This is a genomic window from bacterium, assembly GCA_035528375.1.
GTDB lineage: Bacteria > RBG-13-66-14 > RBG-13-66-14 > RBG-13-66-14 > RBG-13-66-14 > RBG-13-66-14.
The window spans coordinates 1-15,605 of the sequence record DATKYS010000020.1; the positions used below are offsets into that span (position 1 = coordinate 1).

At 63.7% G+C, this 15,605-nt stretch carries 15 protein-coding genes; 3 read left to right on the forward strand and 12 right to left on the reverse strand.

The genetic code is table 11. From position 1 onward, the window contains the following. Positions 1-426 precede the first annotated feature (426 nt). From VM054_01180 to VM054_01235, 12 genes are all read right to left on the reverse strand, one after another. The gene (locus VM054_01180) at positions 427-1,257 is read right to left on the reverse strand and encodes an ABC-2 family transporter protein (GenBank protein ID HUT97670.1); all 831 of its coding nucleotides are present in this window, start codon (positions 1,255-1,257) and stop codon (positions 427-429) included. 16 nt (positions 1,258-1,273) lie between these two features. Next, complete coding sequence (locus VM054_01185) at positions 1,274-1,717, reverse strand: hypothetical protein (GenBank protein HUT97671.1); 444 nt, start codon at positions 1,715-1,717, stop codon at positions 1,274-1,276. 40 nt (positions 1,718-1,757) lie between these two features. Beyond that, positions 1,758-3,077 carry a Y-family DNA polymerase gene (locus tag VM054_01190; GenBank protein ID HUT97672.1) on the reverse strand — a complete coding sequence of 440 codons (1,320 nt, stop codon included), beginning with the start codon at positions 3,075-3,077 and terminating at the stop codon, positions 1,758-1,760. Between the two features lie 2 nt (positions 3,078-3,079). Next, complete coding sequence (locus VM054_01195) at positions 3,080-3,997, reverse strand: DUF72 domain-containing protein (GenBank protein ID HUT97673.1); 918 nt, start codon at positions 3,995-3,997, stop codon at positions 3,080-3,082. Between the two features lies 1 nt (position 3,998). Continuing rightward, positions 3,999-4,433: a translesion error-prone DNA polymerase V autoproteolytic subunit gene (umuD, locus tag VM054_01200; GenBank protein ID HUT97674.1), complete on the reverse strand. Its 435-nt coding sequence runs from the start codon at positions 4,431-4,433 to the stop codon at positions 3,999-4,001. Positions 4,434-4,446: 13 nt separating this feature from the next. Then, positions 4,447-5,244, reverse strand: a complete 798-nt coding sequence (locus VM054_01205) for an ABC-2 family transporter protein (protein HUT97675.1) — start codon at positions 5,242-5,244, stop codon at positions 4,447-4,449. Between the two features lie 118 nt (positions 5,245-5,362). Further along, positions 5,363-6,343 (reverse strand): hypothetical protein, encoded by a 981-nt coding sequence (locus VM054_01210; protein HUT97676.1) that lies wholly within the window; start codon positions 6,341-6,343, stop codon positions 5,363-5,365. A 511-nt stretch (positions 6,344-6,854) separates the two neighbouring features. After that, a complete protein-coding gene (locus tag VM054_01215; GenBank protein ID HUT97677.1) occupies positions 6,855-7,874 on the reverse strand; it encodes a DNRLRE domain-containing protein in 1,020 nt (339 codons plus the stop codon). Between the two features lie 160 nt (positions 7,875-8,034). Then, positions 8,035-9,036: a hypothetical protein gene (locus VM054_01220; GenBank protein HUT97678.1), complete on the reverse strand. Its 1,002-nt coding sequence runs from the start codon at positions 9,034-9,036 to the stop codon at positions 8,035-8,037. Between the two features lie 264 nt (positions 9,037-9,300). Continuing rightward, positions 9,301-10,668: an Ig-like domain-containing protein gene (locus tag VM054_01225; GenBank protein HUT97679.1), complete on the reverse strand. Its 1,368-nt coding sequence runs from the start codon at positions 10,666-10,668 to the stop codon at positions 9,301-9,303. A 265-nt stretch (positions 10,669-10,933) separates the two neighbouring features. Continuing rightward, positions 10,934-12,025, reverse strand: a complete 1,092-nt coding sequence (locus VM054_01230) for an Ig-like domain-containing protein (protein ID HUT97680.1) — start codon at positions 12,023-12,025, stop codon at positions 10,934-10,936. A gap of 339 nt (positions 12,026-12,364) precedes the next feature. Continuing rightward, positions 12,365-12,580 (reverse strand): hypothetical protein, encoded by a 216-nt coding sequence (locus tag VM054_01235; protein ID HUT97681.1) that lies wholly within the window; start codon positions 12,578-12,580, stop codon positions 12,365-12,367. A gap of 116 nt (positions 12,581-12,696) precedes the next feature. Here VM054_01235 and hslV point away from each other — a divergent pair, with 116 nt between their 5' ends. Genes hslV through VM054_01250 form a run of 3 tightly spaced genes read left to right on the forward strand, consistent with a single transcriptional unit; the run spans position 12,697 to position 15,223 of the window. Then, positions 12,697-13,239, forward strand: coding sequence for an ATP-dependent protease subunit HslV (gene hslV, locus VM054_01240; protein ID HUT97682.1), 543 nt, complete (start codon positions 12,697-12,699; stop codon positions 13,237-13,239). Continuing rightward, complete coding sequence (locus VM054_01245; protein ID HUT97683.1) at positions 13,239-14,390, forward strand: N-acetylmuramoyl-L-alanine amidase; 1,152 nt, start codon at positions 13,239-13,241, stop codon at positions 14,388-14,390. Before hslV ends, VM054_01245 begins: the two co-directional genes overlap by 1 nt. A gap of 2 nt (positions 14,391-14,392) precedes the next feature. Then, positions 14,393-15,223, forward strand: a complete 831-nt coding sequence (locus VM054_01250; GenBank protein ID HUT97684.1) for a hypothetical protein — start codon at positions 14,393-14,395, stop codon at positions 15,221-15,223. Positions 15,224-15,605 lie beyond the last annotated feature (382 nt).

Here is a 15,605-nt window from a genome sequence, read left to right on the forward strand (position 1 = left end):
GGGTCGAGGCAAGAATGCGGGCGGGTGTGGACACCCGCCCCTACGTCTAGCCTGGCGAATCGACCCCGTAGGGGCGACCGTCCACGGTCGCCCGTTTGATTGCGACTCGTAGGAGCCGACCGACGGCGCGCCGTTTAGGTCGGCCCGCGGGCGGACCTGAAGGTCCGCCCCTACGTCATCGCAATCGCAGGTGAGGTCTGCCGCATGTCCCCTCTCCCTCCCAGGGAGAGGGTTGGGGTGAGGGTCGAGGCAGGGAACCTGAAAACGGCGGGGATGGTATCTGCGCCCGAAAGGAAATCCCCGCCCTACATTGAAAACGGGCCGACCTAAAGGTCGGCCCCTACGTCGGAGCCATTGCGGGTGAGGGTCGCCTAAAAACGGCGGGGACTAAAATCCCCGCCCTACATTTCCCAATCCACGCCGGACTCAGCTCCCCGTGCTCTCGTACCGCCGGATGCCCGTCCGCCAAAGAATCCAGGCCAGGGCCACGAAGAACACGAGCACCACCGGCAGCCACACCGCCAGCGTCTGGTACGCCCCGCCCTTATCCAGGAACCAGGACGCCGGCACGATGGAGACCCAGGCCAGCGGGAAGACCCAGGTCAGAAGGCCTTGAATCCACCCGCCGTAGATGGTCAGCGGGTAGTAGCTCAGGTTGTAGAACTCGCCGATGAAGAACCAGTAGAGGGTCTCCACCTGGAGCACGCGGAAGGAGAGTCCGGCGAAGACGACATTCAGCGCCACGATTATCGCCGACCCGGCCGCGAGGAACCCCAGGAAGGCCGGCCAGTTCCACCACACGTCCGCCACACCGCACTTCACGAACGCCAGGACCGTAATCCCCAGCCGCCCCACCAGGGTCACCAACCAGTAGTCGTTGACCTCGCGGATGAACAGGTGCACCAGGGGCGGGATGGGGCGGATCAGCAGGGAATCGAAGGTCCCCCCGCGGATGTGCTCGCCCACCTCGGCCACGTGGTGCGAGACGAGCTGGGCCAGGGCCATGGTCGAGGAGGAGACGCCGTATACCAGCATCACCTGCCAGAGGGTCCAGCCCTGGACCTCGTGCACCTGGCCGAAGACCAGGAATATGAAGAGAATCTGGCTGGCCATCATGAAGGCCATGAAGAGGTTGCCGGTCCAGAAATCGGCCCGGTAGTCCATCTTGGCCTTGAAGGCCTGGGCGATGAAGGCGCCGATGAGCCCCATTCGGGAGCGGCGCCGGGGAGTCCCCGCGGCTTTCACTTCGTCGGACATAGTTCCAAGCTCCGGCTCAGGGGAGGCTCATGACCTCCACGAACTCGCCATCGGTGTAGATGTGTACCGCGCCGTCGGAGTTGAGGGCGAAGATGGCGTAGGCGTCCTCCTTGGCGTCGTAGATGATGGAGAGGCTGTAGGGCCCCTTGCCGGGTATCTGAGAAAATTCGGGGGTGTTGTTCTCGCCCAGAACGTCGAAGACCCGCCCCCCGCCGTTGCAGGCCACGGCGTACCAGGCATCGGCCGCCGAGTCGTAGAGGGCCGCGATGTCGCACGGGCCGGGACCGGGTATCTCCGCCAGCTTCTCCACCTCCCCGGAGTAGGAGCAGAAAACCTCGCCCTTGTCGTTGATGAAGTAGGCGATGTAGGCGTCGGCGGCGGTGTCGTGGAAGGCGTCCATCTGGGGCGCGGCCAGGACGGCGGCCGCCAGAAGGAGCGTCATGAATACGGGTCCGCGCATTTCCCTCTCCTTGGATGGGGGTTGAATCTGTAACGAGGTCTCAACCGGCGCGCGCCACGGGCAGCTCCCTCCAGGAGGTGGTGTAGCGCGGCGAACGCCGGTTCGTCCGGAGCACCCAGGGCTTGGCGAGCCCCTCCCGGGCGTACTGCACCGTCTGCGGCCCGAGCTCCCGGTTGACGCGGTCCACGGCGCGCATCAGCCGCTCGCCCCGCCTGCGTGGACTGTCGCTCCCGTCCGGAGGCTCCCCCAGCCGGTCGAAGAGGTCGAGCTGAACGGCCCCCGCGGGGACGATGTCGCCCAGGAGCACCCCGGCCCGCTTGTAGGCATAGCCGGAGCGGAAAATGCGCTTGAGCCCGACGAGGGCGTGGCCCAGCAGCTCGTGCGTGACGCCGGAGGGCACGGGGAGCACGGCGACCGTGGAGTTGTAGTACTTGGGTCCTTCGCCGAAGTGGCCGGTCATGACGAAGACTGTCAGCACACCGGCAGCGGAGCTTTGGGCGCGCAGCTTCTCCGCCGACCGGCTGACGAAGCTGGCCACCGCCTCCTGGAGCTCCTCGAGGGTTACGAGCGCCGTGGCGAAGGAGCGCGTGGTGCAGATGGTCTTTTTGTCCGGCGGCTGGTCCTCCAGCCCGAGGCAGCCGATGCCGCGCAGCTCGTAAACCATCCGCCGACCTACGACCCCCAGCTTCTTGTCAATCCAGCGGTCGTCGGCGTCCCGCAGCTTCTTGGCCGTGTGGATGCCCGAGCGCTTCAGCCGGCGCGCCAGACGGTCGGCGATGCCCCAGACGTCCTCCACGGGGAGCCGGGCCAGAACCTCGTCCAGCTCCGCGCCGGGGAGGAGCTCCTTCACCCCCGGTCCGCCGCGGTCAGCCTTGGCCAGCTTGTTGGCCACCTTGGCCAGGGTCTTCGAGGGGGCGAGGCCGATGGAGACGGGGATGCCGGTCCAGCGCCGAACTGTGGAGCGGATGACCCCGGCGTACGCCGCCGGATCGCCGAAGCCGGTCAGGTCCAGAAAGCACTCGTCTATGGAGTACACCTCGAAGTCTTCCGAGAAGCGGGCCAGGGTGGACATCACCCGTTGGCTCATGTCGCCGTAGAGGGCGAAGTTGGAGCTGAAGACGCGGACGCGGTGCTTTTCGATTACGGGCCGCGTCTTGAAGAAGGGCGCGCCCATGGCTATTCCCAGCGCCTTGGCCTCGTCCGAGCGCGCGATGATGCAGCCGTCGTTGTTGGAGAGCACCACCACCGGCACTCCCGCAAGCTCAGGCTGGAAGACCCGCTCGCAGGAGGCGTAGAAGTTGTTGCAGTCCACGAGGGCGATGCGTCTTGCGGCGGCCCGCTGCGCGAGAGGGGTTTCCATCCCTATCCGACGGCGAGCCGGCTCTGGAGGGAGCGCGCCGCGGAAAGCGCCTTGCCCTTCGGGTGGTTGTTGAAGTAGAGAAAAACCCGCTTCACCGGCCCGCTCAACAGGCGGATCAACCGCAGGAGATCGGAGGAGTCCCCCCGCAGCTCCTCGTCCAGGGGGGGCTCGACGTCCGAGGATATAGACCCTTCGCCCAGGGCGCGGACCCTCTCCACCCAGGGCTCCAGCTCCTCCAGGGCGTAGTCGTAATCGTAGCGCTCCTCGTTCCCGCCTCGCCACCACGCCTCCTTCCGACGGCCGTGGAAGCGGACGTAGGCGGTGTCGGTGGTAGCCACGAGCACCGGCGGCAGGAGGCCCGGCAGCGCGGGCATGTCCACCGATACGAAGGTCAGTCCCGCCCCGCGCAACGACTCTAGGGTTTCATCGGTCAGCCAGGAGCGGTGGCGGAACTCCACGGCGGGCTGGAGGTCGCGGAAGGCGTCGGTCGCGGCTCGCAGGTAATCCACATTCCTCCCATCGGCCTTGAAGCGGTAGGGGAACTGCAACAGGGTGGGGCCGAGCTTCCCCGCCTCGGCCAGGGGCGTCACCGCCGCGCAGTACCGTTCCACGAGCCCGTCGTCGAGAGTCCCGTAGTCCGACGGATGGGTGATTCCTCCCGGGGCCTTCACGCTGAAGAGGAATCCGTCCGGCGTGACGGCGGCCATCCGGGAGAAGACCCGCGCCGGCGGGAGCCGGTAGTAGGTGGCGTTCACCTCGACGGTGTCGAAGACCGGCCCGCGCTCACCGGCGAGGAGGTCGGTCTGGGCCGCCGTCCCGGAGTACCACGCAAGCATCTCGCCGCGCGGCAGCCCCGGCGGATAGTACACGCCCCGCCAGTCGTCGTAGGAGTAACCGCAGGTCCCGACGCGTATTTCCATTCTAAAGGCGGTGGATGACGTTGGTCACCACGCCCCAGACCTCGAAATCGCTCTCCTCCCCGATCTCGATGGGCGGGTAGCCGTCGTTCTCGGCGGCGAGGAGCCAGCCCCCCTCGGTACGCCGGAGCCTCTTGACCACCAGCTCCCCCATGACCACGGCGATGACCACCCGGCCGTCGGCGGGCTCCAGGGAGCGGTCCACGATGAGGATGTCGCCGTCGGCGATGCCGGCCCCGACCATGGAATCCCCGGCCACCCGGACGAAGAAGGTGGCCGCCGGGTGCAGGACGAGGTGCTCGTTCAGATCCAGCCGGTTCTGGATGAAGTCGTCGGCGGGTGAGGGGAACCCGGCCTGGATGTTCGATTCGGCGAGCGGCAGCCCGCCCCCCCCGCCCCGTTCCGGCCGGAATACCTCGAGCCTGTCGTCCTTCTCCATGGTGTGCTCCTTTTCAGCCGCCCTGGACCTCCAGCCGGCGGTAGGCCCGGCGGACCATGAAGGCCGCCGCCAGGTTCAACGCCACCGCCCAGGCGGCCTGCACGGCCAGGTACTCTGGGGCCTGAGCCAGGGGGATCATGCCGGTGTAGATGGCGATGGGCGTGTACACGGCGCTGCGGAAGGGGAGCCAGTCGGCGACGGGCCGAAGCCAGTCCGGGAAGAAGTTCAGGGGGATGAGGGCGCCGGAGAAGAACCGCTCGGTGAAACCCTTGGCCATGCCGATTCCCCAGCCGGCCATCGTCCAGAAGATGATGAGCCCGAATGTAACGTCAATGCCGAACTGGACCGCGACCCCCAGGGCCGTGGAGGCGACGAAGACCAGCTCCGCCCCCGTCGAGACCGGGGGTTGCATACCGAAAACGAGGCGGCCGAGCACCAGAATGGGCACGCCGATGGCGAGGAGGTAAAAGAGGCCGCCGCCCAGGGCCTGTCCGTAGTTTATCCCCACGAAGCTCGCCGGGCGGTAGAGGTCCACGGCGATGTCGCCCGAGCGTATCCGCCGCAGTATCTGCCGGTCTATGCGGGTGGCGGTCAGGCTGCGCACGACCCGCGTGAGGAAGATGTAGGTGATCATCTGGTCGAGGCTCATCCCGACCAGGACCTCGCGCCCCCCGTACACCGCCCGCCAGAAGTAGGTGAAGGTCACCAGAACCACCACGGAGTTCACCATCTGGGTGACCACATCGAAGCGGTAGGCCATTATCCGCTTGATCTCGATCCGGGCGAAAGCGATGTACTTCTCCAGACCCATCCCCACCCCGCCTGAACGCCGGCGCGGTGAAAGGATAGCATAAGCCGCCCCCGCCGGGGGACGAGGAGGCGTAAAAGAAGAGGGACCCCGTGGGGTCCCTCCAGGATTGGCTACGGGGTTAGAATTTATCCTTGATGACACCCCAAGTTGTTTCCTCGGTGCTGGAATCGTCGGAGTTTACATCAACGGTGAAGTACCAGGTGTCCTCGTCCCCATTGCCAAGCTCGTCCTCGGCGTACCAGTAAACGTAGATGTCGCCGAGGTCGAAGCTCTTTTCCGGCTTGTAGCTGATCACGTAGTCGCCGGTCAGGCTAATCTTCGAGATGGTGCACTCGTCGGTCACGATATTGCCGTCCACCACGACGATGATGGTATCGAGCACGACCTCGTAATTCGCGTCACAGATCTCAAAGGTGACTGTCGTGTCGCCATGCACACCCGATTCGCCGGGGGCGGGATTCGGGTTGTCGGTGTAGGGCCCGGTGACATCGTCGTCCACAATGATCCGGAGCATGAAGTCGGACAGCTCGTCGAAGGTCCACTCGACACCGGAGGGGTCAGGGTAATTGTAGAAGTTCCCGTGGATCGGCTCGGTGGTGTCGGAGCAGAAGTAGGGATACTCGCTGTTATTCTTGATCGCCACGCCGTAGAACACGTCCCCCTCGTTCAGGATTACCCCGGCGGGGATGATGTTTATCTCGTTCCACCCTTCATTGACGCCGCCGGTGGTCATCACGCCGCCGAGCCTTTCGCCCGGGAATCCCTCCGCATCGTCGTAGATGGCGAAGAGGTAGGGTGTGAACATGATTCCACCATTGCCTTGGTAGACCATGCCCTGGGTCACGTGGCAGTCCATCGGGGCGGTGAACTGAACGGCCCGGCTGTAGTTGTCCTGCCAGTAGTCATCCATCACTCCGTCGTCCCAGATGATGATTTGCCCGGCATTATGCTCGCCCTTCGGCGGAACGGGGATAGCACCGGGATCGTCGCCCATGACCGAGGTGCGCCCGTCCGAGTCCGCGGAGAGGGTGATTTCGTTGGCCCACCCGATGGAGGCGATGAGCACCAGCATCAGGGCCGTCATGATTACCTTTTTCATCTCGACTCCTTTTCGTTCGTTAAACCGGTTTTTGTTATTTTTTACCAAAGGGTGCGTCAACCGGTCGCAGTCCTTAATGGCAACAAGCGTGCCAGGATGGCGATGTGGACCGAAATCGCTCACCACGGGCCGTTTCAGACATGTCACCACGGTATGAACCACGGTCGCCGACCGAATCTGCCCTATCATTTTGGAGGATCCGGTTGAAACTGAACCAGTGCGGTGACCCCACTTTCCGACCCGCCCGCGGGCGACCGTGGACTCATCGCCCCTACGGCGTGTATCCTGTCCGACGTTCGTAGGGGCGGGTGTCCACACCCGCCCGTTCCCACTCTCACCCTGGCCTTCTTATAAATGTAGGGTGGGGATTCTAATCCCCGCCGCTTTCGCCCCTCACCCTAGCCCGTAGGCGAGCCTCTCCCTAGAAGGGAGAGGGGATACGCGGCGGCCCTTCCCATAGAAAAAGGCCCCCCGCGGGGGAGGGCCTTTCGCCTTTGTTTCGGCAGACGGGCTAGTTCCCGGCCTTGATGGCGCCCCAGGTGGTCGTGGTAACGGTAAGCTCGACATCGAAGGTCCAGACGAAATCGTCGCCTATATCGTTGCCTGCTTCGTCGGCCAGCGCGCCGTCCACGGTGCAGGTGATGGTTTCATCGTAGGGCAGGTCGTCGTCGGGGGTGAAGGTGCAGACGACATCGAGGGGGTCGGCGTCGTCAATGTCCAGATCGCCGGATATATCGCCGACGGGGGTGTACCAGACGGACGCCGCGTGGGAGTCGGTGCTCACGGTCTTATCGCCGGACGCGAGGGTGGTGTCCTGGACGGTAAAGTCAATGGTGGTGGTGTCCACGCCCGAGTCGTCGTCCTTGCAGTGGAAGACGATGTCGGTGTCTATCGGCGTGTCGGTGTCGCCGTCGTCGGGAGCGAGGTCCTCCACGTAGGGCGGATCGGTGTCGGGCTCAACCGGGGTGTAGTCAATGTCCAGGTAGGGGTGGTTGCTGCCGGCCTCTTTCGAGTACCAGCGCTGGTAGTACGAGGAGCCGTAGCCCAAGCAGACGACGCCGTAGTTGTCGTAGTCGCCGTCAACCCAGGCCTGGACCAGGTCGGTCACGTCGTAGGTTTTCCAGCCGCTGGGGACGCCGGCGTCGCCGCTGGCCCAGACCGTGGCGTCGTCGAAGGCGAGCGGGGCCACGAGGGTCGCCTCATCCCAGGACTCGGTAACCCGGTAGATATCAGCATCTAGGGTGCCTGTCGGATAGCCATCGTAGCAGTAAACGTACATGTCGGCCGAGTTGATGGTGTAGCCATCGAGGCTGGAGAGGTCCCACTGGAGGACCGGCCGCTGATCGTAGTCGGGTTCCCTGTTAATGCGCAGCTCGGCGGAGCTGCCGTAGGGGCCGGAGCCGGTCCAGATCCAAGTGTCCTGGCTCGGCTCGATCTGGACGGTGTCCGCGGGACTGTAGGTCACACTGATGGCGGCGCCGAAGGACGACGCGGCAAAGAGACACAACAGAAGGATAGAAGCGTACTTCATCTTTTTCTCCTTTGGGTAATCGTAGTTTGAACCATGTTTAAATGATACCGTTTTTACGGCGAGGTTGCAAGTTTTTTCGTCCTAAACAAGGCGGGTTTCAGCCTGTGGTTGCAAAAGGCCCTCCCGAAGGAGGGCCCTTTGCCGTTCTATCCGAGGTGTGTTAGAAATCGGACTTGATCATGCCCCAGGTGGTCGTAACGACGTTCGGGGGCTCTTCCTCGGTGTCGAAGGTCCATGTGTCCTCGCCCGCGTTGCCCAGGCCGTCCGCGGCTGACCAGTAGACCTCGACGGCCGTCTCGTAGCCGAAGTCGGTGTCGGGATCGTAGAAGATGCTGAAGGAGCCGTCACCGTTGTCGGTGATGTCGCAGTCCCCGGTCACGACCACCGAGTCAACCTCGACCGCGATGGTGTCGCCGTCCGTGCCGTAGTCGTCGTCCACGACGTCGAAGGCGATGTTGGCGTCAATCGGAACGTCCACGTCGCCGTCGGGCGGGTCGTAGTTTTCCCCGTAGGGGGGTTCCGCGTCGTCGTTGAAGTAGGCGCGCATGAGGTAGTTGTACCAGCCGGCGCTCCAGCCGGAGTAATCCTGGAAGTCGTGGTCGTACGGGCCGGCGAAGCCAACCTGCGGCCCGCCGGTGTCGGCGGTGTTGGTCCAATTGAAGAGGCCGTCGAAGTTGGCGTCATCGTCGTAGATCGGCGGGTCCATGGGCAGGTCTACCCAGACGAAACCGGAAGAGCCGGTGACTTCGAAATCGCTCTCCCAGAGCAATGAGCCAGTGTCCGGCCACCCGCCTGCATAGTCGTAAAACGCCGCGTGGCAGTAGTCGGTGCCGCCGGAATACATGTAGTAGTTGATCCGGTAGCCGGTGATGTAGCCCGCGGAGATACCCCAATCCGCGCCGTTGAACCACTTGCCCATCCGGATGCCGAGGGACGCCCAGGGGCAGTACGAACTCTCGCCGCCGTTGTCGTATAAGAACTCGGTCTCGGAGGGGGGTGGTGGGGGCAGGAACCGCACGGCGCTCGGCACGGGGGAGACAGGCCCGCTCTGAACGGCAAAGCCCGTGTCGGGGGCGTTGCTGATCGTCAGCTCGTACTCCTTGGCCATGCCCGCTCCCGCCAGAACCAGGATAGCCAATGTAGAAACCAAAAGCTTTTTCACGTTTACTCCTCGTTTTTTTGGGGGGAAGGATTTCACAAATATGCACAAGACATTATATCGGAGTATATCCCATAATGTAAAGACATTTTTTTTCATTTATTGAGCCTTCATGCTGTTCTTTAATCGAAACCGAACACTCGCAATGTATTGGAGAATAAGCCATTAAAGTTGTTTGTTCACCGATTATCAGGTACATAGCGGGGCGGGACGGCGCCTAAAAAGGCCCTCCCGGAGGAGGGCCCTGTGCCGTTCTATCCGATGCGGCTAGAAATCGGCCTTGATCTGGCCCCAGGTGGCTTTCTCAACGCCTTCACCGGTGATGTTGAAACTCCAGACGATGTCGTCGTCGGTCGCGTTGCCCAGGTCGTCGGCCAGGCCGTCGGCCACGGTGCAGGTGATGGTGTCCGGGGGCAGCGGGTCTTCCGGGTCGAAGGTGCAGACCACATCGTTGATGTCGGAGTCGTCAATGTCCAGGCTGCCGGAGATGTCGCCGACGGGGGCGTACCCGGTGGATACGGCGCTGGAGCCGGTGCTCATGGCGCGGTTGCCGGGCGTAAGGCTGGTGTCCTCGACGGTGAAGTCAATGCTCCCGGTGTCCACGCCGATGCCGGGGTCGTAGACGTGGAAGACGATGTCGGTGTCCGGGTCCACGCCGGTGGCGCCGTCGGCCGGGTCACGCCCGCCCACGGTCGGGGCGGTGGCGTCCACGCCGAAGCTCCAGGTCTCGTCCGAGCCCATCTCGTTGCCCAAGAGGTCGGCCAAGCTGCCGTACACGGTCACGTCGTAGGTGCCGTCCTCGAAGGGGTCGTCCGGGTTGAAGGTGCAGGTGTAGTCCGAGGGGTCACCGGTGATGTCCAGGCTGCCCGGCACGTCGGCCTTCGCGCCGTCGTCCACGGCTCCGTCAATGGTCGTATCATCCACGCCCTTGTCGTCGTCCTTGGCGTGGAACACGAACTGGGTGTTGTCGGCGGTCCACCCGCCGTCCTCCGGGTCCTGGCCGTCCACGTAGGGGCCGGTAAAGTCATCGTCAATGACGACGCGGCACATGTGGGTGTAGTACGCGCTGTAATCGTACCAGTAACCCAGCCACAGCCAGCAGCTACCGGCATGCTTGGCATCATCCATCAGCACGCCGCCAGAGTCGTAAACATAGCTAAAACCGGGGTGGAAGACCTGGCCGCTGGTGAGCGTGGCCCCCGCTCCGGAAACGTCCACATCGAACCAGTTAAAGGTTGTGGAGCCGCTGTTGCCGGTGACGGTGAAGAGGGTGCTGCCGGTGGGGGTGCCGCCGCTGTCGTCGTAGAGCAGGCAGTCAACGTTAATGCTGCCGCCGTTGTACCAGTAGAAGCGGTAAGTCACCAGATGGCAGGCGGACGGGGCGGTGAAGGTCGTGGCATAGGGACTGAGGCCGCCCCCAAAATAGCTGTTGCCGGAACCGTCATCCCAGTAAAGCTCAGTCTCACCGGGGGGGGGCGGCATGTAGCGCAGGCCGCCGGAGGTGGGGGCGACGGGCACGTACTGAATGACAGGGCCCGTGTCGGGGACGCTGCCGACCTCCAGCGTGTACTCCTTGGCCATGCCCGCTCCCGCCAGAACCAGGATAGCCAATGTAGAAACCAAAAGCTTTTTCACGTTTACTCCTTGGTTTTTTTGGGGGGAAGGGTTTCATAAATATGCGCAAGACATTATATCGAAGTATATCCCATAATGTAAAGACATTTTTTTTCATTTATTGAGCCTTCATGCTGTTCTTTAATCGAAACCGAACACTCGCAATGTATTGGAGAATAAGCCATTAAGGTTGTTTGTTCACCGATTATCAGGTACATAGCGGGGCGGGACGGCGCCTAAAAAGGCCCTCCCGGAGGAGGGCCCTGTGCCGTTCTATCCGATGCGGCTAGAAATCGGCCTTGATCACGCCCCAGGTGGTCGTAACGACGTTCGGGGCTTCCTCGGTGTCGAAGCTCCAGACGAAATCATCGCCCATCTCGTTAGCCTCGAGGTCGGCCAGTGCGCCGTCCACGGTGCAGGTGATGGTGTCCTCGTAGGGCAGGTCCGCGTCGGGGGTGAAGGTGCAGACGACATCGAGGAGGTCGGCGTCGTCAACGTCCAGGTCGCCGGCAATCTCACCGGCCGGGGAAGCGCCGAGCCGCGCGGCGGCGCCGGTGCTCACCACGAGAGATGCGCCCAACGTCGTGTCCTCGGCGGTGAAGTCTATGGTGGTGGTGTCCACGCCCGAGTCGTCGTCCTTGCAGTGGAAAACGATGTCGGAGTCTATCGGCACGTCGGACTCACCGTCGGTGGGTTCCATATCGGCCACGAAGGGTGGGGTGGTGTCGGGCTCGGACAAGTCGTCGTCAACGAAGACGCGGATCAGCATGGCGCCGAAGGTGTCATAGTCGGACCAGCTGCCTCCGTCGAAATACCACCACGCCGAGTCGGCGGGTCCCGGGCCCTGGTTGTCCTGGGGGGCGTTGTCCTGGCCCTCGATGGAGTCGTCGCTCATGGCGAAGAACACGTCGCCCGTGCTGAGCAACGGCCTCGTCGCCAGATCGAACCGGACCCAGGTATCGCCTGAGTGAGAGCCCTCATAGAAGGTCTCGTACCCGCCCAGAAGACTGTTGTTGCGGTCCGGCTTGCCGGGCACGCCGACGTCCTCGCCCAGGATGTCGATGAAGAAGTTGCGGGCCGAGGAGTTGAAGCAGCACAGCTTGACGGCGACCACGAGGCAGTCGTAGGGCGCGATGAACTTCGAGGCGAAGCCGGCTATCCCTCCGCTCCAGTGGTAGTAGGCGCTGCCGTTGTCGTTGTAGAGCTCCTCCTCGGTGAGCGGCATGGGGGAGAGCGTGACGTAGTGCTCACCCGAAACCGGCGGTGTACCGCCAGTCAACGCTCCGCCGGTGTCGACCGAGACGGCCAGCTCGTGCACCTCGGCCGGGCTCGCACCGGCGAGGACCAGGAGCGCCAATGTAGCCACTAGCTTTTTCACGATTGACTCCTTGTTTTCTTGCAGGGGGTTTTGGAGAGGGGTTCGAGGCATCCTAGAGCAGAATTTCCAAAGATACAAGGGCATTTTGTCTATTTTTTAAGCCTTCATACTGTATATCGAAACCGGACACTCGTTGCGATGACGTAGGGGCTGGTGTCCACACCCGCCCGTCTCAACCCCTCTCCCCCACACTCCCCCCAGAGGGGGGAGGGAGTATATGGCAGCCCTCACCCTTAATCCCGTCGGCGCGCCGCTCCCACGGGGAGAGGGAAAATCGGCCGCACCGGTCCGCAAAAAGGCCCTCCCGGAGGAGGACCCTGTGCCGTTCTCGAAGATGGGCTAGAACTCGGTCTTGATCACGCCCCAGGTGGTCGTAACGACGTTCGGGGCTTCCTCGGTGTCAAAGGTCCATGTGTCCTCGCCCGCGTTGCCCAGGCCGTCCGCAGCGGACCAGTAGACCTCGACGGTCGTCTCATAGTCGAAATCGTCGGGCAGATCATAGAGCACGTTGAATGAACCGTCACCGTTGTCGGTGATGTCGCAGTCCACGGTCACGTCCGTCCCCTCGATAAAGGGCTGTTAAAGCAATGCCCAAGTTTATTATTTCCGCTTGCCGTAAGGGTTTGACGGATTTATAATTAGACCCGTGGGGGTAGAGAAAGATGAAAAAAATGAGCTTTTCCGATTTACGGGCGACGACCGTCCTCTGCGTCCGCCGCGAGGGGAAGGTGGCCCTGGGCGGCGACGGCCAGGTCACCCTGGGCGATACGATATTAAAGGGCAGTGCCAAGAAGGTACGCAAGCTCCTGGACGGCAAGGTCCTGGCCGGTTTCGCCGGCGGCGTGGCCGACGCCATCACCCTCTTCGAGAAATTCGAGGGGATGCTTGAGGATCACCCGATGAGCCTCTCCAAGGCCGCCGTGGAGCTGGCGAAAATCTGGCGCACCGACAAGTACCTGCGCCGCCTGGAGGCGGTCCTCCTGGTGGCCGACACCGAGGAGACCCTTTTGATCTCCGGCTCGGGCGAGGTCATCGCCCCCGACGACGAGGTGGCCGCGGTGGGCTCCGGAGCGGGTTACGCCAGCGCCGCCGCCAAGGCCCTCGTCAAGCACACCGACCTCTCCGCCCGGGCCATCGTCGAAGAGGCGCTTTCCCTGGCCGGCGAAATCTGCATCTACTCGAACCAGAACATCACCGTCCTGGAGCTGGAGTAGTGCGCGGGCTGCCCCTTTTCCTGCTCGCATCCCTCCTGATCACCGCATCCCCGGCCGCCGAGGTCGTCGAGGGCGAGGTCGTCTACGAGCCGACACCGGCGGTGGCGACCTCCGACCTGCGCGTCTTCAACGAGGGCGCCGCCACGGTGGTGGAGGTCGAGCTCGCCGGAATCCAGGGCCTCGTACTGCGGCGCTCGGGCTCCGCCCTGGTCCTGGACCTCCCCGCCGACGAGTCGCCCGGCGTCACCCGGACGTTCCCCGGCGCGGGCTTCGTGGACGAGGTGGTCCTGCGGCCGCACCCCCGGGAGACCGGTTACCAGCTCCGGGCGCTGTTGTGGCCCGGCGAGTACCTCTACCGGGCCGACCGGCACGGCGACGCCATCCGCCTCGAGGTGCGCGACGCCTACGGCAAATCACCCGAGGCGCTCAAACCCGACGCCAATTTCGACCGTCTGCGCATCCGCCGCGTGGTGATTGACCCGGGGCACGGCGGGGACTACACCGGCACCGGAGGCTTCTCGGGCCGCTACCTGGAAAAAACCCTCGTCCTGCCCATCAGCTTCTACCTGGCCAACCTCCTGGAGCGCAACCTGGGGCTGGAGGTCATCCTGACCCGGACCGCCGACACCAAGATCGGCCTCCACGGGCGCACCCTCATGGCCAACACGGCCCAGGCCGACCTCTTCATCTCGATCCACCTGAACGGACATTCCAACACCGCCGCCCACGGGGCGGAGACCTTCTTCCTGGCCGACGCGCTGACCTCCGAGGACCGCGCGCTGGCCCACCTGGAGAACGCCGACTTCGAGCTGGACCCCGACCTGCCCATGAAAACCTCCGACGAGCTCTCCTTCATCCTGGGCGATCTCATGCAGAGCGAGTACCTAGAGGAATCCCAAAGCCTGGCCTCCTGCGTGCAGCAGAAGCTGGTCTATAACCTGGGCTGCAACGACCGGGGGGTGAAGCAGGCCAACTTCTACGTCCTGCGCGGGACGCAGATGCCGGCGATTCTGGTCGAGGTGGGGTTTTTGACCAACGAGAGCGAGGAGGTGCGCCTGGCCGACCCGGCGTACCAGTACGAGGCGGCCTACGCCGTCTACCGGGGCGTCGCCGAGTTCAAGGAGCAGTTCGAGCGCGGACTTATGGAGTAACGATGAGCAACTTCCCCTACGACGCCGGCAACGCCGGAGATTTGATCAAGCACGAGTGGCTGCTACGTTCGCTCGACTGGATACTCCCCCGCGGGACGTACCTGGACGCCTTCGCCGGGGTCCCCAACCGCCGGCTGGTCCCCAAGGTGGCGGACCGGCTGCTGGCCGCACCGGCGGAGCTGCGCCTGCGAGGCGTCCAGAAGGATACCATGGCGCAGGGCTATTACCTGGGGAGCACCGAGCTGGCCCGACGCCACAAGAGCGATCCCCAGGTGATGGTCTTCGAGGAGGACCCGATCAAAAAGGCCGAGTTAGAAAAGGCCGGTTTCGCGATCCTGGAGCTTCCCGGTGGGAGTGGCTATAACGCCCTCCGGTCCGAGAACCTGGCCGCCATGCCGCCCATCCAACTCGCGCTGGTTGATCCCTACAATGTCATCGAGAAACCGGATGAGCGGGAGCTGGCCCCCGAAACTTTCTGCAAGGACATGGGCCAGTTCCCGGGTGCGGTGCTCTTCTTCGTCCCCGACAGGAATCCCGGCAGCCATTATGGTATCGTATACCGTAAGCGTCTGGCGTGCCTTTCGCTTCGACGGCCCGTCTTACGTGCCATCGTCCCACCACTTTTAAATTCGGGCATCCGTGGGGAGGACAGCTGTTTCGCCGAGCTGCTCTACCTGCCCGAACCCGACGCAGCCTGGTTCGACGTGGAACGGCGCATCGTTAGTTTACGAACCGGAGCCCGGGCCGTGGCCACCACCCTGGGGCTGCACTTCGAGAGCCGGACGCGGCCGGCCTACGAGTACGACCGAGTGGAGTTCATCCGCCCGCTGTAAGCGGCCCCGGCACTCGTTACGTCAGGCGTCGCTTTTAAAGAACGAATGTGGGGCGGGGAATCCTTTCCCCGCCGCTTTTTATAAGGCAGCCCTCACCCCCATTCCCGTCGGCGCGCCGCTCCCACGGGGAGAGGGGGCAGGTGACGGCCCTCACCCTGGCCCGTAGACGAGCCTCCCCCCAAAGGGGGGGGACTGCGGGCCGACCTAAAGGTCGGCCCCTACGAGGGAAATCGGGCGGCTCGAAATGTAGGGCGGGGATTTTAATCCCCGCCGTTTTCACGCCCCGACCCTCACCCCCACCCTCTCCCTAAAAGGGAGAGGGGGCAGGTGACGGCCCTCACCCCGGCCCGTCCCTCGTCAATTGCGCTGACGTAGGGGCCGA